General features: G+C 62.8%; 25 protein-coding genes. 5 read left to right on the top strand and 20 right to left on the bottom strand.

What is annotated here, in order from left to right; genetic code table 11:
• Positions 1 to 721 (top strand): cation:dicarboxylate symporter family transporter (locus ACQKQA_RS23070; RefSeq protein ID WP_427562866.1); only part of this gene is annotated, 721 nt, incomplete at its 5' end.
• Between the two features lie 99 nt (positions 722 to 820).
• Positions 821 to 2,050: a nucleoside recognition domain-containing protein gene (locus tag ACQKQA_RS23065; protein WP_427562863.1), complete on the top strand. Its 1,230-nt coding sequence runs from the start codon at positions 821 to 823 to the stop codon at positions 2,048 to 2,050.
• A gap of 78 nt (positions 2,051 to 2,128) precedes the next feature.
• On the opposite strand, the gene ACQKQA_RS23060 is transcribed toward ACQKQA_RS23065, so the two are convergent.
• The 9 genes from ACQKQA_RS23060 to ACQKQA_RS23020 form a co-directional block, all read right to left on the bottom strand.
• Positions 2,129 to 2,761 (bottom strand): ABC-type transport auxiliary lipoprotein family protein, encoded by a 633-nt coding sequence (locus ACQKQA_RS23060; RefSeq protein WP_427562860.1) that lies wholly within the window; start codon positions 2,759 to 2,761, stop codon positions 2,129 to 2,131.
• Complete coding sequence (locus tag ACQKQA_RS23055; RefSeq protein ID WP_427562857.1) at positions 2,758 to 3,696, bottom strand: MlaD family protein; 939 nt, start codon at positions 3,694 to 3,696, stop codon at positions 2,758 to 2,760. The genes ACQKQA_RS23060 and ACQKQA_RS23055 overlap by 4 nt, the downstream gene beginning before the upstream one ends.
• Position 3,697: 1 nt before the next feature.
• Positions 3,698 to 4,501: an ABC transporter ATP-binding protein gene (locus ACQKQA_RS23050; RefSeq protein ID WP_427562854.1), complete on the bottom strand. Its 804-nt coding sequence runs from the start codon at positions 4,499 to 4,501 to the stop codon at positions 3,698 to 3,700.
• A complete protein-coding gene (locus ACQKQA_RS23045; RefSeq protein WP_427562851.1) occupies positions 4,498 to 5,646 on the bottom strand; it encodes an ABC transporter permease in 1,149 nt (382 codons plus the stop codon). The genes ACQKQA_RS23050 and ACQKQA_RS23045 overlap by 4 nt, the downstream gene beginning before the upstream one ends.
• 69 nt (positions 5,647 to 5,715) lie before the next feature.
• Positions 5,716 to 6,747: a DUF5924 family protein gene (locus ACQKQA_RS23040; RefSeq protein ID WP_427562848.1), complete on the bottom strand. Its 1,032-nt coding sequence runs from the start codon at positions 6,745 to 6,747 to the stop codon at positions 5,716 to 5,718.
• Positions 6,748 to 6,810: 63 nt separating this feature from the next.
• Positions 6,811 to 8,196 carry a M16 family metallopeptidase gene (locus ACQKQA_RS23035; protein WP_427562845.1) on the bottom strand — a complete coding sequence of 462 codons (1,386 nt, stop codon included), beginning with the start codon at positions 8,194 to 8,196 and terminating at the stop codon, positions 6,811 to 6,813.
• A gap of 56 nt (positions 8,197 to 8,252) precedes the next feature.
• Positions 8,253 to 9,911: a Na/Pi cotransporter family protein gene (locus ACQKQA_RS23030; RefSeq protein WP_427562842.1), complete on the bottom strand. Its 1,659-nt coding sequence runs from the start codon at positions 9,909 to 9,911 to the stop codon at positions 8,253 to 8,255.
• 215 nt (positions 9,912 to 10,126) lie between these two features.
• Positions 10,127 to 10,894, bottom strand: a complete 768-nt coding sequence (locus ACQKQA_RS23025; protein ID WP_427562839.1) for a TerC family protein — start codon at positions 10,892 to 10,894, stop codon at positions 10,127 to 10,129.
• A 70-nt stretch (positions 10,895 to 10,964) separates the two neighbouring features.
• The gene (locus ACQKQA_RS23020) at positions 10,965 to 12,272 is read right to left on the bottom strand and encodes a CitMHS family transporter (RefSeq protein ID WP_427562836.1); all 1,308 of its coding nucleotides are present in this window, start codon (positions 12,270 to 12,272) and stop codon (positions 10,965 to 10,967) included.
• A gap of 352 nt (positions 12,273 to 12,624) precedes the next feature.
• Here ACQKQA_RS23020 and ACQKQA_RS23015 point away from each other — a divergent pair, with 352 nt between their 5' ends.
• Positions 12,625 to 13,026, top strand: a complete 402-nt coding sequence (locus tag ACQKQA_RS23015) for a GFA family protein (RefSeq protein WP_427562833.1) — start codon at positions 12,625 to 12,627, stop codon at positions 13,024 to 13,026.
• Between the two features lie 47 nt (positions 13,027 to 13,073).
• Here ACQKQA_RS23015 and ACQKQA_RS23010 read toward each other — a convergent pair whose 3' ends face one another.
• The 11 genes from ACQKQA_RS23010 to ACQKQA_RS22960 form a co-directional block, all read right to left on the bottom strand.
• Positions 13,074 to 15,035, bottom strand: a complete 1,962-nt coding sequence (locus ACQKQA_RS23010; RefSeq protein ID WP_427562830.1) for a DUF4105 domain-containing protein — start codon at positions 15,033 to 15,035, stop codon at positions 13,074 to 13,076.
• Entirely contained in the window at positions 15,032 to 15,352 is a 321-nt protein-coding gene (locus tag ACQKQA_RS23005; protein WP_427562827.1) for a DUF2388 domain-containing protein, read from the bottom strand. Before ACQKQA_RS23005 ends, ACQKQA_RS23010 begins: the two co-directional genes overlap by 4 nt.
• Before the next feature lie 27 nt (positions 15,353 to 15,379).
• Positions 15,380 to 15,688: a DUF2388 domain-containing protein gene (locus ACQKQA_RS23000; protein WP_427562825.1), complete on the bottom strand. Its 309-nt coding sequence runs from the start codon at positions 15,686 to 15,688 to the stop codon at positions 15,380 to 15,382.
• A 107-nt stretch (positions 15,689 to 15,795) separates the two neighbouring features.
• Entirely contained in the window at positions 15,796 to 16,113 is a 318-nt protein-coding gene (locus ACQKQA_RS22995) for a DUF2388 domain-containing protein (protein WP_427562822.1), read from the bottom strand.
• Between the two features lie 167 nt (positions 16,114 to 16,280).
• The gene (locus ACQKQA_RS22990; protein ID WP_427562819.1) at positions 16,281 to 16,490 is read right to left on the bottom strand and encodes a DUF1127 domain-containing protein; all 210 of its coding nucleotides are present in this window, start codon (positions 16,488 to 16,490) and stop codon (positions 16,281 to 16,283) included.
• Positions 16,491 to 16,758: 268 nt separating this feature from the next.
• Positions 16,759 to 16,974 carry a DUF1127 domain-containing protein gene (locus ACQKQA_RS22985; RefSeq protein WP_427562817.1) on the bottom strand — a complete coding sequence of 72 codons (216 nt, stop codon included), beginning with the start codon at positions 16,972 to 16,974 and terminating at the stop codon, positions 16,759 to 16,761.
• Between the two features lie 319 nt (positions 16,975 to 17,293).
• Positions 17,294 to 18,787, bottom strand: coding sequence for an acetyl-CoA hydrolase/transferase family protein (locus ACQKQA_RS22980; RefSeq protein WP_427562814.1), 1,494 nt, complete (start codon positions 18,785 to 18,787; stop codon positions 17,294 to 17,296).
• Between the two features lie 180 nt (positions 18,788 to 18,967).
• Positions 18,968 to 20,404, bottom strand: a complete 1,437-nt coding sequence (locus tag ACQKQA_RS22975; protein WP_427562812.1) for an NAD(P)(+) transhydrogenase (Re/Si-specific) subunit beta — start codon at positions 20,402 to 20,404, stop codon at positions 18,968 to 18,970.
• Complete coding sequence (locus ACQKQA_RS22970; RefSeq protein ID WP_044460487.1) at positions 20,404 to 20,727, bottom strand: NAD(P) transhydrogenase subunit alpha; 324 nt, start codon at positions 20,725 to 20,727, stop codon at positions 20,404 to 20,406. Before ACQKQA_RS22970 ends, ACQKQA_RS22975 begins: the two co-directional genes overlap by 1 nt.
• Positions 20,728 to 20,742: 15 nt before the next feature.
• The gene (locus ACQKQA_RS22965) at positions 20,743 to 21,864 is read right to left on the bottom strand and encodes a Re/Si-specific NAD(P)(+) transhydrogenase subunit alpha (RefSeq protein WP_427562809.1); all 1,122 of its coding nucleotides are present in this window, start codon (positions 21,862 to 21,864) and stop codon (positions 20,743 to 20,745) included.
• 451 nt (positions 21,865 to 22,315) lie between these two features.
• Positions 22,316 to 23,215, bottom strand: coding sequence for a LysR family transcriptional regulator (locus ACQKQA_RS22960; protein ID WP_427562806.1), 900 nt, complete (start codon positions 23,213 to 23,215; stop codon positions 22,316 to 22,318).
• Positions 23,216 to 23,372: 157 nt separating this feature from the next.
• On the opposite strand from ACQKQA_RS22960, the gene ACQKQA_RS22955 reads away from it, so the two are divergent.
• The gene (locus ACQKQA_RS22955; RefSeq protein WP_025806792.1) at positions 23,373 to 24,554 is read left to right on the top strand and encodes an acyl-CoA dehydrogenase; all 1,182 of its coding nucleotides are present in this window, start codon (positions 23,373 to 23,375) and stop codon (positions 24,552 to 24,554) included.
• A gap of 13 nt (positions 24,555 to 24,567) precedes the next feature.
• Positions 24,568 to 25,788, top strand: coding sequence for a CaiB/BaiF CoA transferase family protein (locus ACQKQA_RS22950; RefSeq protein WP_427562802.1), 1,221 nt, complete (start codon positions 24,568 to 24,570; stop codon positions 25,786 to 25,788).
• Positions 25,789 to 26,087 lie beyond the last annotated feature (299 nt).

Below are 26,087 nucleotides of genomic sequence, written 5' to 3'. Positions count from 1 at the left end.
GCTGCTGTGCGCCCTGTCGGTGGCCCTGATCGCGGTGACCGTGGCCAACTTCGGTTTCGCTTCCCTGCTGCCGCTGGCCAAGCTGGTGATCCTGGTGTACGTGGCCATCGCCTTCTTCGCCTTCGTGATCCTGGGCCTGATCGCCCGCCTGTTCGGCTTCTCGGTGATCAAGCTGATGCGCATCTTCAAGGATGAGCTGGTGCTGGCCTACTCCACCGCTTCCTCCGAAACCGTGCTGCCACGGGTGATCGAGAAGATGGAAGCCTACGGCGCGCCGAAAGCCATCTGCAGCTTCGTGGTGCCGACCGGCTACTCGTTCAACCTCGACGGTTCGACCCTGTACCAGAGCATCGCGGCCATCTTCATCGCCCAGCTGTACGGCATCGACCTGTCGATCAGCCAGCAATTGCTGCTGGTGCTGACCTTGATGGTCACTTCCAAAGGTATCGCCGGCGTGCCGGGCGTGTCCTTCGTGGTGCTGCTGGCGACCCTGGGCAGCGTGGGCATCCCGCTGGAAGGCCTGGCCTTCATCGCCGGTGTCGACCGTGTCATGGACATGGCCCGTACCGCCCTGAACGTGATCGGCAACGCCCTGGCGGTGCTGGTGATCGCGCGTTGGGAAGGCATGTACGACGACGCCAAGGGCCAGCGCTACTGGAACTCCCTGCCGCACTGGCGCAGCAAGGAGCCGCTGCCGGCCGGTGAGATCACCAAGGGCTGACAGCTGTAGCCGTCATCATCGACAAACCCCGGTCAATCCGGGGTTTGTCGTTTCTGCAGGCCCCGCTATCATTCGCCGCATCTTTTGGGGGAATAACCGATGCTCAATGGCCTGTGGCTTGGCTTCTTTATCGTGGCGGCGGTTTCCGCGCTGGCGCAGTGGCTGGTCGGCGGTAACACCGGGATCTTCGCGGCGATGGTGGAAAGCATCTTCGCCATGGCCAAGCTGTCGGTGGAAGTGATGGTGCTGCTGTTCGGCACCCTGACCCTGTGGCTGGGCTTTCTGCGGATCGCCGAAAAGGCCGGGATCGTCGACTGGCTGGCCAAGGCCCTGGGCCCGCTGTTCTCCCGCCTGATGCCGGAAGTGCCGCCCGGCCACCCGGCCATCGGCCTGATCACCCTGAACTTCGCGGCCAACGGCCTGGGGCTGGACAACGCCGCCACGCCGATCGGCCTCAAGGCCATGCGCGCCCTGCAGGACCTCAACCCCAGCAATAACACGGCGAGCAACGCGCAGATCCTGTTCCTGGTGCTGAACGCCTCGTCCCTGACCCTGCTGCCGGTGACCATCTTCATGTACCGCGCCCAGCAAGGCGCCGCCGACCCGACCCTGGTGTTCCTGCCGATCCTGCTGGCCACCAGCGCCTCGACCCTGGTCGGCCTGCTATCGGTCGCGGTGGTGCAGCGCCTGCGCCTGTGGGACCCGGTGGTGCTGGCTTACCTGCTCCCTGGCGCCCTGGCCCTGGGCGGCTTCATGGCCCTGCTGGCGACGCTGTCGGCTACCGCCCTGGCGTCGCTGTCCTCGATCCTCGGCAACCTGACCCTGTTCGGCCTGATCATGCTGTTCCTGGTGATTGGCGCGCTGCGCAAGGTCAAGGTCTACGAGGCCTTCGTCGAAGGCGCCAAGGAGGGCTTCGACGTCGCCAAGAACCTGCTGCCCTACCTGGTGGCGATGCTGTGCGCGGTGGGGGTGCTACGTGCCTCGGGCGCGCTGGATTTCGGCCTGGACGGCATCCGGCACCTGGTGGAATGGGCCGGCTGGGACACGCGCTTTGTCGATGCCCTGCCGACGGCCCTGGTCAAACCCTTCTCCGGCAGCGCCGCGCGGGCGATGTTGATCGAAACCATGCAGACCCAGGGCGTGGACAGTTTCCCGGCGCTGGCCGCGGCGACGATCCAGGGCAGTACGGAAACCACCTTCTACGTGCTGGCGGTGTACTTCGGTTCGGTGGGCATCCAGCGTGCGCGGCACGCGGTGGGCTGCGCCCTGCTGGCCGAACTGGCCGGCGTGGTGGCGGCGATTGCGGTGTGCTACTGGTTCTTCGGTTAAGGCGCGGATCGCGATCGCGGGCAATTACCGTCGCTGTAGGAACGGCCGGTCGAGGCTCGATTGCCCGTGATAAGGCCGTCAGCGCCTGACCGACTGGCTGCCCTGCTTCACCGTCCACTCCACCACCTGCCGGTTCAAGGCATCCGCCGCCTGGCCAAACCCGGTGACCACCGCCGGCACCCTGGCATCGCTCAACGGCTGGCGCACCTCGAACCGCTGGCTGGCCAGGATCTTCTGGTCGTAACCCCGCACCAGCCGCGCATCCAGGCGGATCACCACCGCCACGGCCTTGCCCTGGTACTCGCTCTGGAACGCCTGCAGGTTGCCGCCCAGTTCCAGGTCGGTCTGCACATTGCTGTCGTCGGTGCCCAGCAATTGCACCCGACCGTCGGCGAGGAAGCCTTCCAGCAGCCGGTCGCGCAGCAGCATCGGCGCCGGATCGCTCCAGCGCGCGTCCTTGTAGCTGCTGATCACATCGCCCTGGGGGATGACCGCGATTCTCGCGCTGTTCAGGACGTCGCTCGCCTGGGGCTTGGTCAGGCGCAGCGACCAGGGCAGCGCGGGGCCCTGGGGCCTGGCTGTGGCGCTCTGGGCCGCGGGCAGGCGGTAGATGTCCACCGGGTCGGCCTGGGGCAGGATCGAGCAGGCGCCGATCAGGGCGAAGCCGGCGACCAGGGCCAGCCGGCCGAAGGGGCGATAGGCACGCTTCATGGCGTGAACTCCTTGTTCTTGTCACTGCCCAGCAGGTAGCCGCTGGGGTTGGCTTCCAGGCGGCGCGAAATGGCCCGCAGCGAGCTCAGGGTATCGCGCAGCTCACGCACCGCCGGCGCCAGGCCGTTGAGGCCCTGGATGCCGTTGTTCAGCGAGTCCTGGTTGTCGGTCAGCAGCTTGTTAATGGTGGCGCTGCTCTGTTCCAGTGCTTGCATGGCCTGTTCGGCGCTGCCGAACATCTGCTTGCCCTGTTCGTTGAGCAGGCCGTTGGCGTTGCGCATCAGCGCGGTGGTCTGTTCCAGGGTGGCGCTGGCCTGCTTGCCGATGGACGCCAGCTGCTGCATGGCCTGGCGCACGTCGCCGCGCTGCTCGGCGAGGGTCCCGGTGGTCTGCTCCAGGTGTTCGAGGGTGTTGCTGATGCGCTCGACGTTCTCTGGCGAGAACATGCCGTTGGCGTTGTGCAGCAGCAGGTTGACGTTGGTCATCAGGTCGTCGCTGTTGTTCAGCAGGCGGGCGATCGGCGAAGGCGAGGCGACGATCAGCGGCAGCTTGCCATCCTTGCCCTGGAGCGGCTGGCTTTGCGGGGTGCCGCCGCTGAGCTGGATGATCGAGGTCCCGGTGATGCCGGTCAGGGCCAGCTTGGCCTGGGTGTCTTCCTTGATCGGGGTCTCGCCGCTCAGGCGGATCCGCGCCAGGACCCGGCGCGGGTCCTTCGGATCGAGGCGCAGGCTGATCACATCGCCGACCTTGATCCCGCTGTACTGCACGGAGCTGCCTTTGGATAGGCCGCTGACGGCCTCGTTGAACACGATCTCGTAGTCCTTGAACTCCGTGTCGACGCTGGACTTGGCCAGCCACAGGCCGAACAGCAAGGCGCCGACCACCACTATCACGGTGAACAGGCCGATCAATACATGATGGGCTCGGGTTTCCATGTCATACCTCGTTGAGCTGTGTAGCGGCCTGATACGCCGCGCGGCCGCGTGGGCCATGGAAGTATTCGTGAATCCAGGCGTCGTCGGTCTCGGCGACTTTGTCGATGGCATCCGCCACCAGCACCTTTTTCTGCGCCAGCACCGCCACCCGGTCGGTGATGGTGTACAGCGTATCCAGGTCATGGGTGACCAGGAACACGCTCAGGCCCAAGGCGTCACGCAGGGTCAGGATCAGTTGGTCGAACGCCGCGGCGCCGATCGGGTCGAGGCCGGCGGTGGGTTCGTCGAGAAACAGGATGTCCGGGTCCAGGGCCAGGGCCCGGGCCAGGGCGGCGCGCTTGATCATGCCGCCGGACAGCGACGCCGGGTACTTGTCGGCCGCCGACAGCGGCAAGCCGGCCAGGGCCAGCTTCACCGCGGCCAGGTGCTCGGCGTCGTTGCGGCTGAGGCCGGCATGCTCGATCAGCGGCAGGGCGACGTTCTCGGTCACGGTCAGCGACGAGAACAACGCGCCCTTCTGGAACAGCACGCCGAAGCGCCGCTCGATCAGCGAGCGCTCATGTTCCGCCAGGCTCGGCAGGTTCTGCCCGAATACCCGTACCGAACCTTCGCTGGGCTGGCGCAGGCCGATGATGCTGCGCAGCAGCACCGACTTGCCGCTGCCCGAACCGCCGACCACGGCGAGGATCTCGCCCTTGTACAGGTCCAGGTCGAGGTTTTCATGCACGCTCTGCGGGCCGAAGCGATTGCACAGGCCACGGACTTCGATCACCGCCTCGGTGGGCGCACGGGCTGAACGGCTCACCAGCTCATCTCCATGAAGAACAGCGCGGCGACCGCATCGAGGACGATCACCACGAAGATCGATTGCACCACGCTGGAGGTGGTGTGGGCACCCACGGACTCGGCGCTGCCGCTGACCTTGAAGCCTTCCAGGCAACCGATGGCGGCGATCAGGAAGGCGAAGATCGGCGCCTTGGCGATGCCCACCAGGAAGTGCTGCACACCGATGTCCGATTGCAGCAAGGTGAGGAACATCGCCGGCGAGATATCCAGCGACAACGCACAGACCACCCCGCCCCCGACTATCCCCGAGAGCATGGCCAGGAAGGTCAGCATCGGCAGCGCCACCAGCAGCGCCAGCACCCGTGGCACCACCAGCAATTCCATCGGGTCCAGGCCCAGGGTGCGGATCGCGTCGATCTCTTCGTTGGCCTTCATCGAGCCGATCTGCGCGGTGAAAGCGCTCGCGGTCCGCCCGGCCATGAGGATCGCGGTCAGCAGTACGCCGAATTCCCGCAGGAAGGAAAACGCCACCAGATCCACGGTAAAGATGCTGGCGCCGAAACTCTTCAGCACCGTGGCGCCGAGGAAGGCCACCACGGCGCCCACCAGGAACGTCAGCAAGGCGACGATGGGCGCGGCGTCGAGGCCGGTCTGTTCGATATGCGCGACCATCGGCGTGATGCGCCAGCGCCGGGGGCGCAGCAGGCCGCGGGCCAGGGTTTCCAGAATCAGGCCGACGAAGCCCAGCAGCTTCAGGGTGTCCTGCCAGACGGCGTCGACCGCCTTGCCGATCCGCGTCAGCAGCTGGATACCGACCGAGATTTCCGGCTCCTTGAGCGGTACGCAGAAGTCGGTCAGCGAGCAATAGACGGTCTGCAGCAGGGCACGGTCGGCCGAGGACAGGGTGCAGTCGGGATGTTCGGCGGACTTGCCCAGGCGCTCCGAGCCCAGCAGTTCCACCAGCAGCGACGCGCCGGCGGTGTCCAGGGCGCCCAGGCCGTTGAGGTCGATGTGGGTGGTGGCGTCGTACTGCCCGGCGAGCTGTTCGCAGTGGTGCTTGAGCTCGGTGTAATGGGCGAGCGTCCAGTCCCCCGAGACTCGCAACCGCGAGGGGGAACTCGACGTATCCAGTTGGGCCCGGCCGGCCGTCGCGCTCTGGGTCATAAGCTCCGTGCTTGCATGGTTTTTACGCAGAGCTACGTAATACCACGATCAAGATGACTTTGCCTTGTACTAAGGTGCTGCGTCTGGTCCGGCAGTATCGGTGACCTTGAAACGCAATACGCCGATCACCTGCCCGTCTTCGGTCAGTACCCGGACCTGCCAGTTTCCTGTCGGGTCGCCCGGGAAGTTCTGCTTGTGCGACCAGGCGCGGTAGCCCTCCTTGCGCCCGCCGTGGATATCCAGGGCCACCCGGTCGACCTCTTTGCCGTTGAATTGCCAGACGTGATAGATCCGCTCGTCCAGCCCGCGCGGCGCGTTGATCGCGGTGTAGGCATACAGGCCGGCGCTGCGCACCTCGCTGGCGCTGACCTCCTTGAGGCTGGTGCCCGGGGTGCGGTCCTGGAGCTGGGTGCTGATGGCATCCTCAGTGATCCACAAGGTTGCCGGTGGCACCCAGGAGCGCAGCAGCCAGCCGGTGCTGCCGATGGCCAGGGTCATGCCCAGCAGCATCAGCACGCTGCGCAGGTTACGGATCGGGAAGATCGACGCCAGGCTGGGGAACGACAGCAGCATGGCGGTGCCCAGGGCCAGCTTGAAGCTCTGCGCGGTGGTCAGGTGCAGGATGAGCGGCAGCGCGGTCAGCAGCACGGCGAACAGCGTCAGGGTGTGCAGGGCGAGGAACAGCCAGCGCTGCGGGGCCAGCCATTTGTAGTACAGCGGGTCGACGATCGAAATCAGCGCCGCGGCCCCCAGCAAGCCGGTGAAGACCAGCTGTCCGCTGTTCCAGGCGGTGGTGACGAAGAAGAACGGCAGGACGAAAAACAGGCTTTCCTGGTGAATCATCTGCGTGGCATAACGCAGCAGCGGCTGGGGAATCTCGCGCTTGAAGACCCGGGCGAACAGCTCGGTCAGGCTGTTTTCCAGCATCAGCCAGACCCAGCTCACCAGCATGATCACGGCGATCCAGGAGGCCAGGCCCTGCTGGCGGTCCACCAGGATGAAGCTGCCGACTCCGGAAATGAAACCGCCGAGCGCAATGACCCCTGGGTAACGCTGCATCAGTTCCAGGATGCGCTGTATGAGATGAGTCAGGTATGGCATTCGGCGATTCACATAGGAAAAAAATCCCCGACAGAATAACGGTTTAGCTCGGCAAAAGACGCATCAGGCGCGGATTTGTCTGCGATAGGCGCGCCAACCGGACAGCGCCACGACCACCAGCGCCAGGGCACCGAAGATCAGCCCGCTCAACGCCGTGTAGCTCAGCAGCGGTTTTTCGATCCGCAGGTAACCGGGCTGTTCCAGGAGCTTGCGCATGGCCTGGTTGGCCTGTTCCAGGCTGACGGCTTGCAGGCGTTTGGCCGGATCGCCGAAACGGCCGTCCGCGTAGTCGGTCAAGGCACCCCAGTAGTAGTCCGCCAGCGCGCTGTTGCCCTGTACCGCCCAGGCCTGGCGGGCTATTGCGGCCTGCTGCAGGCGGGTGAAGGTGGCCGGGTCCAGGCCGTCCTTGAGCAGTTGCTGCTTCAGGTCGTCGATCACGTGTCGGGCCTGGGGTACGTCGGCGCGCTCGAGGTCGGCATTCAGGCTGAGAAAGCCGACGCCGCCGAACACTTCCCGTTCGCTGGTCGGGCCGTAGGACAGCGGGTGCTGCAAGCGCAACTGGCGGTACAGCGCCCAGTCCAGGTAGTCCTTGAGCAGATCGTAGGTTTCATCGTGCTGTTGATCGAGGGTTGGCTCGGGGAACAGCCAGTGCAGCTTGGCGCTGTCGCCGACCCAGCCCTGGATCAGGCTGCGTTCGGCGGCGGCTGGCTGTTGGATGTCCGGCAGGCCCTGGTGCTCGCTGGGTTCCACCGCCTCCAGTTCGCCGTAACTGCGCTCCAGGTAGGCCGGCAACAGACGGTCGAGGTCGCCGACGACGATCAGGGTCATGTTGTTCGGCGCGTACCAGCTCTTGCGCAGTTGCTCCAACTGCTCCAGGGTCAGTGAGTCGACCTCGGCGCGCTCGGCGCACTTCAGGCCCAGTTCCACCGCCAACTGGTTGCTGGCCGGGTGGCCGAGGTCCTGGCGCTCCAGCCAGCGTTGCAGGTGTGAGTAATGCCCGCCGTCCTCGCGCTCGACCACCCGCTTCGCCGTTTGCAGCGCGTGGTCGTCCAGTTCGGTCCGGGTCAGCAGGGCCAGCAGCAGGTCCAGGACCTTGCGCTGGTTCTTCGCCGGGGCCTCGATGGCGAAGGTGGTGTCGGCATTACTGGTGTAGGCGTTCCACTCGCCGCCCAGCGCTTGCATGCGTTCCTCCAACCCGCCCTCGCCGCTGGCGTCGATGCCGCTGAACAGCAAATGTTCGAGCAGGTGCGGCAGTTCCTTGTCGGCGCAAGCGAAATCATCCAGCCCTACTCCGACCACCAGGCGAATCGCCACGTGGCCGCGTTCGCTACCCGGCTTGAGCAGCAGTTGCAGGCCGTTGGGCAGCAGGTAGCCCTCGACCTGGAAGCGATCCAGGGCAAACGAATGGGCTGACCCGAGCAGCAGGCAGGCGAATAACAGACAGCGCATAACAGACATCCTTACGACGTGCGTAAGCTCAACAGACTTCGTGAAACTGTGGACGTTCAGGGTGAATGGGTGATGTCAGCCATATCGTCGACCGCGAGGGCGCCGGTTTCGGCGGTGCCCAGCACCACATAGGCGCTGCCGCAGAACAGGGAATTCAGGCGTTTCATGTCGGCGATCAGCTCCAGGTGCAGCGAGCTGGTCTCGATGCTCTGGAGGATTTTACGTTGCAGGCGGCTGACATGGGCATGGGCCAGGCGACGTTCCTGTGCGCGGAAGCGGCGTTTTTCCCGCAGCAACTGACGGGCGCTTTCCGGGTCGGCGCTGAGAAACACCGACAGCCCCAGGCGCAGGTTGGCGAGCAGTTGCTCGTGCAGGCTGACCAGTTCTTCGAGGCCGACTTCGGAGAAGGAGCGGCGTTGCGCGGTCTTCTGCTGCTGGACCTTGCGCAGCATGCGCTCGATCAGGTCGCTGGCCAGCTTCAGGTTGATCGCCAGCTCGATGATCTCGGCCCAGCGCCGGCTGTCCTGTTCGCCGAGGTCTTCCCGGGGCATCTGCGCCAGGTAGAGCTTGACCGCGTTGTGGAGTACCTCGACATCGTCGCCGAGGCTGCGCATTTCCTGGGTGATCGCGGTCTGCTTGCCATGCAGCACATCGCGCATGGCTTCGAGCATGTGTTCGATCAGGTCGCCGATGCGCAGGGTTTCCCGCGCCGCGTTGGCCAGGGCCAGGCTGGGGGTGGCCAGGGCTGTCAGATCGAGGTGGCGCGGCTTGGCCCGACCATTGGCTTCCGGGCGCTCCGGCAGCAGCCAGGCACAGACTTTGGCCATTGGCCCGACCGTCGGCAGCAGGACCAGGCAGCGCAGGGTGTTGTAGAGCAGATGGAAGCCGATCACCACTTCCTGGGGGCTGAAGTCCAGGCGGTCCATCCAGCGGGCGAGCGGGTCAAGCACCGGGATGATCAGCAACAGGCCGATCAGCTTGTACAGCAGGCTGCCCAGGGCTACCTGGCGGCCGGCGGCGTTCTGCATGTTGGTGCTGAGAAAGGCCAGCACCCCGCTGCCGATGTTGGCGCCGATTACCAGGCCGATGGCCACCGGCAGGCTGATCACGCCGGCCCCGGCCAGGGTCGCGGTGAGCAGCACGGCGGCCAGGCTGGAGTAGGAAACCATGGCGAACAGCGCGCCCATCAGGGCATCGAGAAGGATGTCGCCGGTCAGCGAGGCGAACAGCACCTTCACCCCCTGGGCATGGGTGATAGGCGCGGCGGCTTCGACTATCAGTTGCAGCGCCAGGATGATCAGCCCCAGGCCGATCCCCACCCGGCCGAGCTGGCCGGCCCGGGTCTGCTTGCGCGACAGGAAGAAGATCACCCCGAGAAAGATCAGCAGCGGCGACAGCCAGGACAGGTCGAAGGTCAGCACCCGGGCCATCAGCGCGGTACCGACGTCGGCGCCGAGCATGGTCGCCAGGGCGGGGGTCAGTGCCATCAGCCCCTGGCCGACGAAGGAGGTGACCAGCATCGCCGTGGCATTGCTGCTCTGGACCATGGCGGTGACCAGGATCCCGGCGACGAACGCCAGTGGACGCTTGGCCATGTTCTGGCCGATGACGTGTCGCAGGTTCGAGCCATAGACCCGCAGGATGCCGGTACGGACGATGTGCGTGCCCCAGACCAGCAGGGCCACCGCGGAAAGCAAATTGAGCAGGGTAAGCATGACTGGCCCCCTGGGGTGAAAGTGCCCCAGAGGGGCAAGTTAACGGTGCCGCGCGTGCTTCTACGTTCTGTACTTAAGCTGTAGTTGGCTAACGGTCCGCGCGCCAGCATCGCATAGCCGACGCAGCGATTGAAACAAAACCGTCATGGGAGAAGCGCTTTTCGCGGGCATGAAAAAAGGGGCTCGAAAGCCCCTTTTTCTGCTGCGCTCTCGAGTTATTGACCCGGGATGTCCTTGCGCAGTTTCACCGGCTCCTGCTGTTTTTTCTTTTTCGCAATGGCGGTGCGCATCTTGATGTTGATCGCCTCCACCGCCAGCGAGAAGGCCATGGCGAAGTAGACATAGCCTTTTGGTACATGCACGTCGAACGCCTCGGCGATCAGCACGGTACCGACCACCAGCAGGAACGACAGCGCCAGCATCTTCAGCGACGGGTGCTTGTCGATGAATTCGCTGATGGTGCCCGAAGCCAGCATCATCACCAGTACTGCGACGATGATCGCGGCGACCATGACCGGCACGTGGGAGACCATGCCGACAGCGGTGATCACCGAGTCCAGGGAGAACACGATGTCGATGATCGCGATCTGGATGATGGTGTAGAGGAAGTTGCCGCCCTTGCCGCTTGGCTCATCGGCGGTTTCGTCCTCGCCTTCCAGGGCGTGGTACATCTCCTGGGAACTCTTCCAGAGCAGGAACAGGCCACCGAAGAACAGGATCAGGTCACGCCCGGAAATACCCTGGTCGAAGAGCACGAACAGGTCGGCGGTCAGGCGCATGACCCAGGTGATCGACAGCAGCAACAGAATGCGCGTGACCATTGCCAGCGCCAGGCCGAAAATCCGGGTCCGGGCCTGCATGTGTTTGGGCATGCGGCTGACCAGGATCGAGATCATGATGATGTTATCGATCCCCAGAACGATTTCCAGGGCGGTCAGGGTAAAGAAGGCAACCCAGATTTCCGGGTTGGTCAGCCATTCCATGTGTATTCCTTTGAGCGAGTGTTAAACCACGACGCCAGCAATCAGCTGGCGGCGCGGTAGTTTGATACGGTTACAACGTGCTGAACAGCGGGAAAGTCCCCAGCAGCAATGCTGCAACCAGTATGCACAGGCAAACCAGCACTGCCCACTTGAGGGTGAAGCGCTGGTGATCGCCGAATTCGATACCGGCCAGGGCCACCAGCAGGTAGGTCGAAGGTACCAGCGGGCTCAGCAGGTGGACGGGTTGGCCGACGATCGAAGCACGGGCCATTTCCACCGCAGTGATGCCGTAATGGCTGGCGGCCTCGGCGAGAACTGGCAACACGCCGTAATAGAATGCGTCGTTGGACATGAAGAAGGTGAACGGCATGCTCGCCAGTGCGGTGATCACCGCCAGGTACGGGCCCAGTGCGTCCGGAATCACCGCCAGCAGGCTCTTCGACATGGCGTCGACCATGCCGGTGCCGGTCAGGATGCCGGTGAAGATACCGGCGGCGAAGATCAGCCCGACCACCGACAGCACGCTGCCGGCATGGGCCGCGACGCGGTCCTTCTGCTGCTGCAGGCACGGGTAGTTGACGATCATCGCGATACTGAAGGCCACCATGAACAGCACCGGCAGCGGCAGCAGGCCGGCGATCAGTGCGCACATCAGGGCGAGGGTCAGGGCGCCGTTGAACCAGATCAGTTTCGGACGACGGGCATCCGGGAACTGCGAAACGCTGATCTCGCTATGGTCGATCTCGTCGCCCTGCAGGTGCAGTTCACCCAGGCGCGCACGTTCGCGCTTGCCGTACATGTAAGCGATCACCAGGATCGCCACTACGCCGGCCAGCATCGCCGGGATCATCGGCACGAAGATCTCCGACGGGTCGACATGCAGCGCACTGGCGGCACGGGCGGTCGGGCCACCCCAGGGGGTCATGTTCATCACGCCGCCAGCCAGGATGATTAGGCCGGCCATGATCCGCGGGCTCATGCCGATGCGGCTGTACAACGGCAGCATGGCCGCCACGCAGATCATGTAGGTGGTGGCGCCGTCGCCGTCCATGGACACCACCAGCGCGAGCACGGCGGTACCGACCGAGACCTTCAGCGGGTCACCCTTGACCAGCTTGAGGATCTTGCGCACGGCCGGGTCGAACAGGCCGGAGTCGATCATCAGGGCGAAATACAGGATGGCGAACATCAGCATCACGCCGGTCGGGGCCAGCTTGGTGATGCCTTCGAGCATCATCGGGCCGATCTTCGGCGCGAAGCCGCCGAACAGCGCGAACAGGATAGGAACGATGATCAGGGCGATCAGCGCGGACAGGCGCTTGGTCATGATCAGGAACATGAACGTGATGACCATGGCGAAGCCAAGGAAAGTCAGCATGGGAATACTCCAGGCGTAGCGCGGCTAGGGAATGGCGAACCGGGTGGGATCAGCGCGGAACGGAAAGCGCGGGACGTGCTGGAGGAGTCGGAGCGAAAAGGCGGGTACGAACGGACATCAGAATCACCAAATTGTTGTTGTTAATTGGGCCTGGAGGCGCGTAACACGCTCATTGGCCAACCGGTCTGTTGCCGGCAGTGGAGGCGATCCTAATCGCGGAAGCTTTCAGCTACCTTTCGTTGGGGAAAGCTTCGATGAGAAGCGCCGCGAGCCGACGTGCGGTCAAAAATTAACCAGGTCGGGCCGCCGACAGGGTTTTCGGTGGCCTGGCCATTCGCTGGGAGGTCTGTCCATGAGCCTGTTACATAGCGGTGGTTGCCACTGCGGCCAGCTGCGTTTTCAGTTCAGCGGGCCGCTGCGGGATATCGCCCATTGTCATTGTTCGATCTGCCGGCGGGTCAGTGGCGGGCTGGTGACCACCTGGATCACCCTGCCCCGCCCGGCTTTCCAATGGCTGGCCGGGACGCCGGCGCGGTACGACTCCTCGCCCGGCTGTGCGCGGTATTTCTGCCCGAATTGCGGCGCCCATCTGGCGCTGATTACCCAACTGAGCCCGGACAGCATTGATGTGACCATCGCGACCCTGGATCACCCGGAGCTGGCGCCGGCCGACCGGCATATCTGGACCGACAGCCGTTTGCCGTGGCTGCACCTGGATGAGCAACTGCCGGGCGAGGCCGAGGAGACGTTGTAAGGATCGCTGACGTGTAGGAGCGAGGCTTGCCCGCGATGCTTCTGGCGTCAGGGCAGTTCCAGCCCGCCCGCCGCCTTGTGCAAGGCCCGCAGGTGTTCGCCGACCTGTTTCAGGTTGGCTTCGTTGGCGGCCATTTCGGCGGCGCGCTTGGGCTCCAGCAAGGCCCGGACTTCCTTGTCCAGATCGCCGGTCAGGGCTTGCAGCTGCTTCTGTCGCAGGCTGCTTTCCGACTCCAGGCGCTGCCATTCGCCAGGCTGTGGCAAACCGTAGCCGCTGCTGCCCAGCAGCTCCGCCGGACGACTGAGGAAGCCGCTGTTGGCGAGGATTTCCCGCAGGGTGTCGTTGGCCTTGTCCATGCCGCCGTTCTGCAGGTCGCGGGCGCCCAGATAACGCTGCTTGACCTCGTCCTGGGCCAGCAGCAACTGGCGGCGGAAGCTCGCCTGCTCGAGCAGCAGCAAGGCGGCGCTGGTGCGCAGGTCCGCCCGGTCGAACCACTGGCGGCGTTCCTCGGCACTCAGGGACAACCAGTCTTCCACGCTGTTCTGCTGGATCGGCAGGTGCTTCTTCAACACTTCGAACATTGCCTGGTAGCGGTCGCGGAACGAGTCGAAGCGATAACCCAGGCGCAACGCTTCGCGCGGATCGTCCAGCACGCTGGTGTCGGCCAGGCCGCGGGCCTTGAGCACTTCCAGCAGGCCGTTGGGCATGATGCTGTCCAGCCCGGTGAGCTGGGCATTGTTGCTGCCGCTGCGCAGCAGTTTCAGGCTTTCCACCGCACAGTTATTGGACAGGAAGTAATAGTTGCCGTCGTAGCTCCAGTGCATCTCGGCGGCATGCTCGACCACTTCCTCGATCTCGGTACGCGACAGGTTCAGCGGCACTGAAGCCAGGCTGCGCAGCTCGGTCTTGGTGTATTCGTCGATGACCTGGGCCAGGGGCAGGATAAACAGGCGCGACGGGTATTTGCCGACCAGGCCGTCCCAGCTCGACAGCTGCACATCGCCGACAAAGGCGCGGTAGGACAGCACCAGGTGCTGCTCGAGGTCCAGCCGGCAATCCGGTCCGCGCGGCCGGCCGGGGGCACAGATCACCAGGCGCAGCATGCTGTGGCCCCAGCGGCTGACCCAGTTCTGGTTCGCTTCGGCCAGCAGGTAGTCCACGGCATAGACCCGTTCGGGATCGACCTGCCCCAGCGGTTGCTTGGCGAAGTCGTTACCGGCGTTGAGGAAGGCGAAGGATTGCGCGCAGCTGTCCTTGGCCTTTGGCGCCCAGCCGAAATGCTCCTGGTAATAGCGGTACAGCGCCGGCCGGCGGCAGGCGTAGCTCGGGTCCAGGAGGAAGTACTCCATGTTCACCGCGACGAACTCTTTCGGGTTGGTCGTTTCGTAGAGGTCCGGGCTGCGGGCGATCTGGCGGTTGTATTGTTCGCGTTCGCCCCGGCGCCCCACGTACTGCGGCCAGCCGGCAAGGTCGAGCAGGCGTGGGTCATCGCTGAGGGTGAAACGGCGCGCGGTCTGGCCGCGGCACTGGTCCGGCAGCCCGATCAGGCCCGAGGCGCTGTTCTGGCGGCTGCAGCGCCGGATCAGCGTGCGCTCGGCACTTGGCCACAGGCGCGAGCGGTCATAAATATGGGTGAGCTCGTGCAGCACGGTGGCGAGCATTTCCCGGCGCACGGTGCCATGGGGGCGAAGGGTTTTCTGGGTGGCGGCGCTGCCGTCGGTAAGGCCGGCCAGCAGATTGCGGTTGAGGTCGAGCTCGTCGACCAGCGCCGCTTGCCCATAGGCGTTATGGGGCATGTCGTCGGTCCAGCCGACATCGATGCGCCGGTCCAGCTGTTCGATGAAGCGCGGCGGCAGCGCCTGCATCGCTTCATCCAGCAGCGCCTGGCTGGCGTGCTGCTGCTCCGGGCTCAAGCCTTCGGTCTTGAGGTGCAGTTGCAGGCCGGCCTGTGCACTGTTGCCCATCAGCAACAGCGCTGCGCCCAGCAGACAGGCAGCGAGCGACCTCACAGTGCGAGGATGGCTTCGGCGAGCACCTGGTCGCTGGCGTCGCGGGCTTCAGGCACGCGGGTACGCAAGGTGTCGAACGCGGCTTCCAGCTGGACGCCACGGATACCGCCGTCGCTGGCAACGAAGCTGGCGGCGTCGTCATGGGCGGCGCGGACGATTTTCGAGTCGCGGATGGAGGTGGTGGTGTCCGAGGTGAAATCGATGGTGCGACCAAAGGCTCGAACGATGATGTTACTGGTGGCTACCAGGGTTTGCGCCTGGGCCACATCGGCCAGCAGCAACAGGCCAAGGGTGGCAGCGATCAGCGGGCTACGCATGGAACGACTCCGGAATGACAGGGATATTTATTGGACGAGAATTGCCTGCGCCAGTTCAAGGTCGCCGGCGTGAAGTTGTGGCTGGGTTCTGCGCAGGTATTTCAGGGCTGATTCCAGCCGGGCTCCGCGTAGGTCGCCGTCAGTGGCAATGAACGCTGCGGCGTCATCCTGGGCCGCCAGTAGCCGTTTTTTGTCGAAGGGCGCGGAGGTCACCTTGCTGGTGGCGTAACCGGTGATGACCAGGCTTTGTGTGCTCAGGTCGAAGGCTGCGACCGAGCCTGTCCAGCACACAGCGATCAACAAGGGGACGGTAAGCAAGGGTTTGGAAAAACGCATGAGTCTCGACAGCTGAAAAACCAGCGGCAAGGCTAGCGCAATGCCCGGGCGAGAGCCAGCGCCGAGGGTTTCGGGCGCGCTGGGCGCACCCGTCACCGGACCGGCGGTCAGATCGTCAGGATGGCCTGGGCGAGCTGGGCGTCGGAAGCGCTCAGTTGTGGCAGCTGTTGGCGGATGTGATCGAAGGCGCTTTCCAGCTTCACACCACGAATGGTGCCGTCGGTGGCGACGAAACTGGCAGCGTCGTCACGCGCGGCGCGCACGATCTTGTCGTCACGGAAGGAAGAGGTGACGTCGGACGTTGCATCGGAAGTGGCCTTGAGGGCGCCGACTACAGCGTCGGTGGTGACGATGAAGCTGGTGGCATGGGCGTTGGCGGCCAAGGCCAGCAAGGCAGCGGCGCTGAGCAGGCGAAGACGGGACATGGGTAAAACTCCTTTAAAACAGATAAGGGTGGTGCTGAGTGGGCACCGGGTAGCCACGTCGGGGCAGACGAATCAGACGCCCCTTCGGAAAAAATTGCTACACGCCAGCGGATATTAGGCTCCACCCTATCTGTTCGAATAGCCCTCTTCTGCTGTCCGGGCGCCAGCTAGCGCCAGAAGGGTTTGTCCAGTTCCGCCACGCGGTCGCTGTGACTGATGCCGACATCGGACAGTTGCTGATCGTTGAGCCCTGCCAGCACACGACGTGTCCGGGCGTTCTGCTGCATCTGGCACAAGGCGCGGTACCAGCGTTTCCAGGCACTGGCCTGGGGCTGGGAGAAACTGAGTGGTGCGATACGTCCTGGTAGGTGGTTCATGGTGTGGTCCTTTCGGCAGGCCGAAGTCAGAGACTTAGGACACCATGTTGCTACTCGCACAGGCGCGTACACAGATACACCAGGGTAAAATTGTACTGGTTCAGTTCTATTTAAATAAAAATTGTACCTGTGGTGTGTAACCCCTTCTGTACGGTGCGTTATCGGACCCAAAACGACAAAACCCGTCGCGGTTACCCGCGACGGGTTTTGTTTTTTCAATTCGGGGTGCTGGCGGTGGACCCGGTGGGTCAGGGCCAGCAGCGCTAACTTAGCGCCAGAACGGCTTGCTCAGCTCTTCGTAGCGTTGAGCTTCGCTGATACCTGCGTCAGCCAGCAGACGCGAATCCAGGCGAGCCAGTTGGTGGCGGCTGGAGATGCGGCGCTGCCACAGCATCAGGTTGGCGAGAACGCGCAGAGGCATGGAAGCCTGGTTTTTTGCAACTTTGTCTTCGAAGAACAGTTCGGAACTGAGTGTACGTTCCATGGTGTGCATCCTTCCGCTTATGGCGGGATTAGGTAGTGGTTTAACTGGTGCCCATGATCCTCCTCTCGCGCCAGTCTCTGTAGATACAGTTCATCTGTATTGTGATGGGCCAGTTAACTGTTTATAGGTGCTGTACTGTTCGGAAATGATGCAACTGTACCTATCAGCACCATTTAGGTGCATTTTTAGGTGTTCTCTCGGAAAAGGTGGTGCTGGAAGGGGGTAAAAGACCAGTACAGTAGTACAGTTTTTGAAAGCTATTGGAAGGCTGTCGATGGGCTGACGCAACTGTGCTTGCGTCAGCCATCGACTGTACCCATCACACGGCGAGCATGTGCCCGGTTTCTTCCAGGTTCATGTGCCAGCGCAGGGCGTCGCGCAGGATGTGTGGCGTGTGGCCGCCCAAGGCGCAAGCCGCGGTGAAGTAGTCATTCAGCGCCTGGCGATAGTCCGGGTGCACGCAGTTGTCGATGATCGCCCGTGCCCGCTCCCGGGGGGCCAGGCCGCGCAAGTCGGCCAGGCCGATCTCGGTCACCAGGATGTCGACGTCGTGTTCGGTGTGATCGACGTGGCTGACCATCGGCACCACGCTGGAGATCGCCCCGCCCTTGGCAATGGACTTGGTGACGAAGATCGCCAGGTGCGCGTTACGGGCGAAGTCCCCCGAACCCCCGATGCCGTTCATCATCCGCGTGCCGCAGACGTGGGTGGAGTTGACGTTGCCGTAGATGTCGAACTCCAGGGCGGTGTTGATGCCGATGATGCCCAGGCGGCGCACCACTTCCGGATGGTTGGAGATCTCCTGTGGGCGCAGCACCAACTTGTCCTTGTAGCGCTCCAGGTTGCCGAAAACATCGGCGTTGCGCCGGCTCGACAGGGTGATCGAACTGCCCGAGGCGAAGCTCAGCTTGCCGGCGTCGATCAGGTCGAACGTCGAGTCCTGCAGCACTTCGGAGTACATGGTCAGGTCTTCGAATGGCGACTCGATCAGGCCGCACATCACCGCGTTGGCGATATTGCCGATACCGGCCTGCAGCGGGCCGAGCCTGTTGCTCATGCGGCCGGCGTCCACTTCTTGCTTGAGGAAGTTGATCAGGTGGTTGGCGATTCCTTGGGTTTCGCTGTCCGGGGTCGAGACGGTGGATGGTGAATCCGCCTGGTTGGTGATGACGATCGCGACGATCTTCTCCGCCGGGATCGGGATGGCGGTGCTACCGATACGGTCGTCGACCTTCACCAGCGGGATCGGTGTGCGGGTTGGCCGGTAGGTCGGGATATAGATGTCGTGCAGACCTTCCAGGTTCGGGTTGTGCGCCAGGTTGATCTCTACGATCACGTGCTTGGCGAAGATCGCGAAGCTGGCGGAGTTGCCCACCGAGGTGGTCGGCACGATATGGCCCTGTTCGGTAATCGCCACGGCTTCGATGACGGCGATGTCCGGCAGCTTGAGCTGCTGGTTGCGCAGTTGTTCCACGGTTTCCGACAGGTGCTGGTCGATGAACATCACCTCGCCGGCGTTGATCGCCTTGCGCAGGGTGCTGTCGACCTGGAAAGGCATGCGTCGGGCCAGGACACCGGCCTCGGTGAGTTGCTTGTCGAGGTCGTTGCCCAGGCTGGCGCCGGTCATCAGGCTGATTTTCAGTGGGGTCACCTTGGCGCGCTCGGCCAGGGCATGGGGCACGGCCTTGGCTTCACCGGCGCGGGTGAAGCCGCTCATGCCGACGGTCATGCCGTCCTGAATCAGAGCGGCAGCGTCAGCGGCGCTCATCACCTTATCCAACAACGAAGGCAAGCGGATACGATCACGGTACATGGATTGTTATCTCGGGCAACGGAAGCAAGAAGCGCAGTCTAGTGATTTCAAAAAAAAACGCCCCGCGACAAAGGTCGAATGAAAGGCCCTGATTTAGAGCCTTCCGTCGGCTTTATGGAATAAATAAAAAACCCCAGCCTACTAAAGGCTGAGGTTTTGGGTGTTGCGCTGGAGCAGTTTTTACTCGACGGCCTTGACCATGTCTTCGATGACTTTCTTGGCGTCGCCGAACACCATCATGGTCTTGTCCAGGTAGAACAGTTCGTTATCCAGGCCGGCGTAACCGCTGGCCATCGAACGCTTGTTGACGATGACGGTCTTGGCCTTGAACGCTTCGAGAATCGGCATGCCGGCAATCGGCGATTTCGGATCGTTCTTCGCCGCCGGGTTGACCACGTCGTTGGCGCCGAGCACCAGCACCACGTCGGCCTGGCCGAACTCGGAGTTGATGTCTTCCATCTCGAACACCTGGTCGTACGGCACTTCGGCCTCGGCCAGCAGTACGTTCATGTGGCCGGGCATGCGCCCCGCTACCGGGTGGATCGCATACTTCACGGTCACGCCATTGTGGGTCAGCTTCTCGGTCAGCTCTTTCAGCGCGTGCTGTGCCCGAGCGACCGCCAGGCCGTAGCCCGGAACGATGATCACGGTATCGGCGTTGGTCAGCAGGAAGGTGGCGTCGTCGGCCGAGCCGGACTTCACCGGGCGGGCCTCTTGCGCGCCCGCCGAGCCACCAGCGTCGGCAGTGTTGCCGAAGCCGCCAAGCAGTACGTTGAAGAACGAACGGTTCATCGCCTTGCACATGATGTACGACAGGATCGCACCGGACGAACCCACCAGGGAGCCAGCGATGATCAGCATCGAGTTGTTCAGCGAGAAGCCGATCCCCGCCGCGGCCCAGCCCGAGTAACTGTTGAGCATCGACACCACCACCGGCATGTCGGCTCCGCCGATCGGGATGATGATCAGCACGCCCATCACGAAGGCCAGGGCCAGCATCAGGGCGAAGGCGCCGAAGTTGCCGGTGAGCATGAAGGTCACACCCAGGCCCAGGGTGGCCAGGCCGAGGATCAGGTTCAGCTTGTGTTGACCGCTGAACTGTACCGGTGCGCCTTGGAACAGGCGGAACTTGTACTTGCCCGACAGCTTGCCGAAGGCGATCACCGAGCCGGAGAAGGTAATGGCACCGATGGCGGCGCCGAGGAACAGCTCCAGGCGGTTACCGGCCGGAATCGAGTCGCCCAGTTGCTTGACGATGCCCAGGGACTGCGGCTCGACCACAGCGGCAATGGCGATGAACACCGCCGCCAGACCGATCATGCTGTGCATGAAGGCCACCAGCTCCGGCATCTTGGTCATTTCCACACGCTTGGCCATGATCGAACCGGCGGTGCCGCCGATCAGCAGGCCGACGATCACATAGCCGATGCCCACAGTCGCCAGTTCCGCGCCGAGCTTGAACACCAGGCCGACGGTGGTGACGATCGCCAGGGCCATGCCGAGCATGCCGAACAGGTTACCGCGGCGCGAGGAGGTCGGATGCGACAGGCCCTTGAGGGCCTGGATGAAGCAGATCGACGCGATTAGATAGAGCGTCGTGACGAGATTCATGCTCATTACTTCGGCGCCTCTTCTTGTGCGGCTTTCGGGGCTTTCTTCTTGAACATTTCAAGCATGCGGCGGGTTACCAGGAAGCCGCCGAACACGTTGACCGCGGCCAGGGCCACGGCCAGGGTGCCCATGATCTTGCCCAACGGCGTCACGGTCAGGGCGGCGGCCAGCATGGCGCCGACGATCACGATCGCCGAAATGGCGTTGGTCACCGCCATCAGGGGCGTGTGCAGTGCGGGGGTAACGTTCCAGACCACGTGATAACCGACATAAATCGCCAGCACGAAGATGATCAGGTTGTAGATACCGGGGGAGATGAGCTCTTCCATCGTCTGAATCCCTGCTTAGGCGTTTTTGCGGATGACTTGGCCGTCGCGGCACATCAGGCACGCGGCGACGATGTCGTCTTCTAGGTTGACCTCGAACTGACCTTCCTTGGTGAAGACAAGCTTCAGGAAGTCCAGCAGGTTGCGGGCATACAGCGCCGAGGCATCGGCCGCGACAGCGCCGGCCAGGTTGGTCGGGCCGACAATGGTCACGCCATTTTCGACGACCACCTGATCCGCCACGGTCAGCGGGCAGTTGCCGCCCTGGGCCGCGGCGAGGTCGATGACCACCGAGCCAGGCTTCATCTGGGCCACGGTTTCAGCGCTGAGCAGCACCGGCGCCTTGCGGCCGGGGATCAGGGCTGTGGTGATCACGATGTCGGCCTGCTTGGCGCGCTCATGCACGGCCTGGGCCTGGCGCTGCATCCAGCTGGCAGGCATCGGGCGCGCGTAACCGCCCACACCGACGGCGCACTCGCGCTCTTCGTCAGTCTCGTAAGGTACGTCGACGAACTTGGCCCCGAGGGATTCGATCTGCTCCTTCACCGCCGGACGCACGTCCGAGGCCTCGATCACCGCGCCCAGACGCTTGGCGGTGGCGATCGCCTGCAGACCGGCCACACCGGCCCCCAGAATCAGCACGCGAGCCGCTTTCACGGTGCCCGCAGCGGTCATCAGCATCGGCATGAAGCGTGGGTAGTAATGGGCAGCCAGCAGCACGGCCTTGTAACCGGCGATGTTGGCCTGCGAAGACAGTACATCCAGGCTCTGGGCCCGCGAGGTGCGTGGTGCCGCCTCCAGGGCGAAGGCGGTGATGCCGCGTTCGGCCATCTTGGCAATGGTTTCATTGCTGAACGGATTGAGCATGCCTACCAGGACGGTGCCGCTCTTGATCAGGGCCAGCTCGCTGTCGCTGGGGGCGACGACCTTGAGAATCAGCTCGGCACCGAATGCATCGTTGGCGCTGCCAATGGTTGCACCGGCTGCTTCATAGGCACTGTCGACAACGCTGGCGTTGATGCCGGCGCCGCTTTGCACAGTGACTTTATGACCCTGGCCGACAAGTTTCTTGATGGTTTCCGGGGTTGCAGCAACCCGTGTTTCGCCCGTTTGGGTCTCGAGGGGAACGCCAATGTGCACGTCAAATCTCCTGCTTGATCTTATTGCTTTCGATCTTTCTTAGAAGGCCAGTGCACTGCGGATGGTGCGACTGGGGCGGCCGATCAGCACGATCCCGCCAGAATCAGGGCGGGGCGCGGCATTTTGCAGGCGAACATTACGCCCTTCAAGGAATTATGACGGGTGACGGAAAATTAACTACAAGTCACCCTGTGACCGAATGTCGCAAGGGTCGGGATTCATCCCTTGTAAGCCGTGACTTGTAAGGGTTATGGCGAGAAACAAAACATTTTTCACATTGTCGGCGTGAATGAGTGCCAATACCCCTCAAAAAACCCTACAAGCCACGTGGTTAGCTGCTTGTAGGACGGTTGTTCAGGTTATCGATACAGTCTGTCTAAATGCGACATTTAATTATATCTGTAGGGTTTTTGAATTGCTGACTACGGGGTCAGTTTACCGCCCTGCCCTGCTATTTCTCTAGGCTGTAGCTTTGTGCCTGCTCCACCAGCCAATCGCGAAAAGCCCGTAAAGATGCCGATTCGACCTTACGCTCGGGAATCATCAAGTAATACGCCTTGATGCTGGTCAGTGCATCGGGGTTGGCGATCACCAGGCGCTTTTCCTTCAGCTCCCGTTGAATCAGGAAAGGCGGAATCAAGGCGATCCCCATGTCGTGCATGGCGGCCTGGGCCAACATGGAGAATAGTTCGTAACGCGGGCCTGTCATGTCCCGTGGGATATTCAGGTGTTGCGAGTTAAACCATTGCCGCCAGGCGTAAGGTCGTGTGGTCTGTTGCAGCAGCGGTAGTTCGGCGATTTCCTCGGCGCTCAGCCGGGTGCGGTTGCCCAGGGTCGCGGGGCTGCACACCGGCATCGGGTTTTCTCCCATCAGGCGATGGGATTGAGTACCCGACCAGTCGGCGTCGCCAAAGTAGATCGCCGCGTCAAAGTCGGTATCGGCGAACAGGAAGGGACGTGTGCGGTTGGTCAGGTTGACCGTGACTTCCGGGTGTCGCTGCTGAAAGTCCTTGAGACGGGGCAGCAGCCATTGGGTGCCAAAGGTCGGGACTACCGCCAGTTCGATGACATTGGCGCCCTGCTGTCCCATGACGGACAGTGTGTCGCGTTCCACGGCATCCAACTGGGTGGCCACGCGGCGGCTGTAGGAGAGCCCGGCTTCAGTCAGCTTGACGCCGCGGCGGGAACGGCGGAACAGCTCGACCCCAAGAAACTCTTCCAGGCTGGCGATCTGGCGACAAATGGCGCCTTGCGTCAGCGAAAGCTCCTGCGCGGCCTTGGTAAAGCTCTCGTGACGTGCGGCCGCTTCGAAGCTGATCAGGGCGGCGGTGCTGGGGATCTTTCTGCGCATGTACGTCAATCTCACTAATCAGATCGCTAAAAGCCGTTTACGGATACTACGGAGTGAGAAATTAGCACAACAGTATGCGAAATCCTCGTTTGCCGCGGGCGGTAACCCGGCCTAGGATCAGCCCACGAATCTTGACCTATTTCACGAGGACTCACTCATGGGCGGCAAAGCAAGCTTCAACTGGATCGATCCCCTTCTGCTGGATCAACAGCTCACTGAAGAAGAGCGCATGGTGCGCGACAGCGCCGAGCAGTTCGCTCAGGGCAAGCTGGCGCCGCGTGTGCTCGAAGCTTTCCGCCATGAAAAGACCGACCCGGCCATTTTCCGCGAAATGGGCGAAGTCGGTTTGCTGGGAGCGACCATTCCTGAGCAGTACGGCGGCAGCGGCCTGAACTATGTCTGCTACGGCCTGATCGCCCGGGAAGTGGAGCGTGTGGATTCCGGCTACCGCTCGATGATGAGCGTGCAGTCCTCCCTGGTGATGGTGCCGATCAACGAATTCGGCACCGAAGCCCAGAAACAGAAATACTTGCCGAAGCTGGCTTCCGGCGAGTGGATCGGCTGCTTCGGCCTGACCGAGCCCAACCATGGCTCCGATCCGGGCGCGATGATTACCCGTGCCCGTAAGGTGGACGGCGGCTACAGCCTGACCGGCAGCAAGATGTGGATCACCAACAGTCCGATCGCGGATGTATTCGTGGTCTGGGCCAAGGACGATGCGGGCGATATCCGTGGCTTTGTACTGGAAAAAGGCTGGAAAGGTCTGAGTGCTCCGGCGATCCATGGCAAGGTTGGCCTGCGTGCTTCCATCACCGGCGAAATCGTCATGGACAACGTCTTTGTGCCGGAAGAGAACATCTTCCCTGATGTGCGTGGTCTCAAGGGGCCGTTCACTTGCCTGAACTCTGCCCGCTACGGCATTTCCTGGGGCGCCCTGGGGGCTGCTGAGTTCTGCTGGCACACCGCTCGCCAGTACACCCTGGATCGTCAGCAGTTCGGTCGTCCATTGGCGGCCACCCAGTTGATCCAGAAGAAGCTGGCGGACATGCAGACTGAGATCACCCTCGCCCTTCAAGGTTGCCTGCGTCTGGGGCGGATGAAGGATGAAGGGACGGCGGCGGTGGAAATCACTTCGATCATGAAGCGCAACTCCTGCGGCAAGTCGCTGGATATCGCCCGTATGGCTCGCGACATGCTGGGCGGTAACGGCATCTCCGACGAGTTCGGCATTGCCCGTCACCTGGTCAACCTGGAAGTGGTGAATACTTATGAAGGGACTCACGACGTCCATGCGCTGATCCTGGGGCGCGCGCAGACTGGCATCCAGGCGTTCTATTAATAGGAGAGCGGCCATGGGTGCGTTGTCTCATCTGCGGGTGTTGGACTTGTCGCGAGTGCTGGCCGGGCCTTGGGCTGGCCAGATCCTTGCGGACCTGGGGGCTGAGGTCATCAAGGTCGAGCGTCCGGGCAATGGCGACGATACGCGCGCCTGGGGGCCGCCCTTCCTCAAGGACGCTTATGGCGAGAACACCACGGAGGCCGCCTACTACTTGTCGGCCAACCGTAACAAACAATCGGTCACCATCGATTTCACTCGGCCGGAAGGTCAGCGTCTGGTGCGTGAGCTGGCGGCCAAGTCCGACATACTGATCGAGAACTTCAAGGTCGGTGGTCTGGCGGCCTATGGGCTGGACTATCAGTCGCTGAAGGCGCTCAACCCTGATCTGATCTATTGCTCCATCACTGGCTTTGGTCAGACTGGGCCCTACGCCAAGCGTGCTGGCTACGATTTCATGATCCAGGGGCTGGGCGGGCTGATGAGCCTGACCGGGCGCCCCGAGGGCGATGAAGGTGCGGGGCCGGTGAAGGTGGGGGTGGCGTTGACGGACATCCTGACGGGCTTGTACTCGACGGTTGCGATTCTGGCTGCGTTGGCGAATCGGCAACGGAATGGTGGCGGCCAGCATATCGATATGGCGCTGCTGGATGTGCAGGTTGCTTGTCTGGCCAATCAGGCAATGAACTACCTGACGACTGGGGTCGCTCCCAAACGCCTGGGGAATGCTCACCCGAATATCGTGCCGTATCAGGACTTTCCTACGGCGGATGGCGATTTCATCCTTACCGTGGGTAATGACGGACAGTTCCGCAAGTTTGCCGAGGTGGCGGGTCAACCGCAGTGGGCGGACGATCCGCGCTTTGCCACTAATAAGCTGCGGGTTGCCAACCGCGCGGTGCTGATTCCGCTGATTCGCCAAGCCACCGTGTTCAAGACCACTGCGCAGTGGGTGGCGGAGCTGGAGCAGGCGGGAGTGCCTTGCGGTCCTATCAACGACCTGGCGCAGATGTTTGAGGATCCGCAGGTCAAGGCGCGAGGGTTGGCAATCGAGCTACCGCATGCACTGGCGGGGTTGGTGCCTCAGGTGGCCAGTCCGATTCGACTCTCCGAGACGCCGGTCGAGTACCGTTATGCTCCCCCTCTATTGGGCGAGCATACCGCCGAGGTTCTGCAGAGGGTGCTGGGGCTCGAGCTTGGGGCCGTGGACGCTTTGCGGGCTTCAGGTGTGCTGTGAATGCACTCTTCTATATAGATGGCGTCTGACCCCTCTTATATATGAGGCCTGAAAACACCCCCTCGAGGGGTGTTTCAGGTTTATTCATAGTAAAAGCAAATTAGGGGTTGACGGTAGATTCTACATGTCTATAATTCGCCCCACTTCCGGCGCAGTCGAAACGGAAAACTCCTTGATATTCAACGAGTTATACGATTTTTGATGGCGGTTGCGCTTCAATTCAGCGAAGCCCGAAGGAGTCGATAAGGCAGTGTGGTTTCGCCTGATTGACGATTCGATCGTCTCGGTCGAAAGCGGAG

The sequence above is a fragment of the Pseudomonas sp. NPDC089530 genome (assembly GCF_050280705.1).
In the GTDB taxonomy this organism is placed as follows: Bacteria; Pseudomonadota; Gammaproteobacteria; order Pseudomonadales; family Pseudomonadaceae; genus Aquipseudomonas.
This window is presented reverse-complemented; position numbering and strand designations above follow the sequence as displayed.

Bases quoted from the DNA above. Each gene is read 5' to 3' on its own strand.
- ACQKQA_RS22955 (WP_025806792.1), top strand. From the start codon at position 23,373: ATGGGCGGCAAAGCAAGCTTCAACTGGATCGATCCCCTTCTGCTGGAT.
- ACQKQA_RS22985 (WP_427562817.1), bottom strand. From the start codon at position 16,974: ATGGAACGTACACTCAGTTCCGAACTGTTCTTCGAAGACAAAGTTGCA.
- ACQKQA_RS23030 (WP_427562842.1), bottom strand. From the start codon at position 9,911: ATGCTTACCCTGCTCAATTTGCTTTCCGCGGTGGCCCTGCTGGTCTGG.
- ACQKQA_RS22995 (WP_427562822.1), bottom strand. From the start codon at position 16,113: ATGTCCCGTCTTCGCCTGCTCAGCGCCGCTGCCTTGCTGGCCTTGGCC.
- ACQKQA_RS23005 (WP_427562827.1), bottom strand. From the start codon at position 15,352: ATGCGTAGCCCGCTGATCGCTGCCACCCTTGGCCTGTTGCTGCTGGCC.
- ACQKQA_RS23055 (WP_427562857.1), bottom strand. From the start codon at position 3,696: ATGGAAACCCGAGCCCATCATGTATTGATCGGCCTGTTCACCGTGATA.
- ACQKQA_RS22950 (WP_427562802.1), top strand. From the start codon at position 24,568: ATGGGTGCGTTGTCTCATCTGCGGGTGTTGGACTTGTCGCGAGTGCTG.
- ACQKQA_RS23065 (WP_427562863.1), top strand. From the start codon at position 821: ATGCTCAATGGCCTGTGGCTTGGCTTCTTTATCGTGGCGGCGGTTTCC.
- ACQKQA_RS23015 (WP_427562833.1), top strand. From the start codon at position 12,625: ATGAGCCTGTTACATAGCGGTGGTTGCCACTGCGGCCAGCTGCGTTTT.
- ACQKQA_RS23025 (WP_427562839.1), bottom strand. From the start codon at position 10,894: ATGGAATGGCTGACCAACCCGGAAATCTGGGTTGCCTTCTTTACCCTG.
- ACQKQA_RS22990 (WP_427562819.1), bottom strand. From the start codon at position 16,490: ATGAACCACCTACCAGGACGTATCGCACCACTCAGTTTCTCCCAGCCC.
- ACQKQA_RS23040 (WP_427562848.1), bottom strand. From the start codon at position 6,747: ATGCCATACCTGACTCATCTCATACAGCGCATCCTGGAACTGATGCAG.
- ACQKQA_RS23060 (WP_427562860.1), bottom strand. From the start codon at position 2,761: ATGAAGCGTGCCTATCGCCCCTTCGGCCGGCTGGCCCTGGTCGCCGGC.
- ACQKQA_RS23045 (WP_427562851.1), bottom strand. From the start codon at position 5,646: ATGACCCAGAGCGCGACGGCCGGCCGGGCCCAACTGGATACGTCGAGT.
- ACQKQA_RS22970 (WP_044460487.1), bottom strand. From the start codon at position 20,727: ATGGAAGAGCTCATCTCCCCCGGTATCTACAACCTGATCATCTTCGTG.
- ACQKQA_RS22975 (WP_427562812.1), bottom strand. From the start codon at position 20,404: ATGAGCATGAATCTCGTCACGACGCTCTATCTAATCGCGTCGATCTGC.
- ACQKQA_RS23000 (WP_427562825.1), bottom strand. From the start codon at position 15,688: ATGCGTTTTTCCAAACCCTTGCTTACCGTCCCCTTGTTGATCGCTGTG.
- ACQKQA_RS22960 (WP_427562806.1), bottom strand. From the start codon at position 23,215: ATGCGCAGAAAGATCCCCAGCACCGCCGCCCTGATCAGCTTCGAAGCG.
- ACQKQA_RS23035 (WP_427562845.1), bottom strand. From the start codon at position 8,196: ATGCGCTGTCTGTTATTCGCCTGCCTGCTGCTCGGGTCAGCCCATTCG.
- ACQKQA_RS23020 (WP_427562836.1), bottom strand. From the start codon at position 12,272: ATGCTGACTTTCCTTGGCTTCGCCATGGTCATCACGTTCATGTTCCTG.
- ACQKQA_RS22980 (WP_427562814.1), bottom strand. From the start codon at position 18,787: ATGTACCGTGATCGTATCCGCTTGCCTTCGTTGTTGGATAAGGTGATG.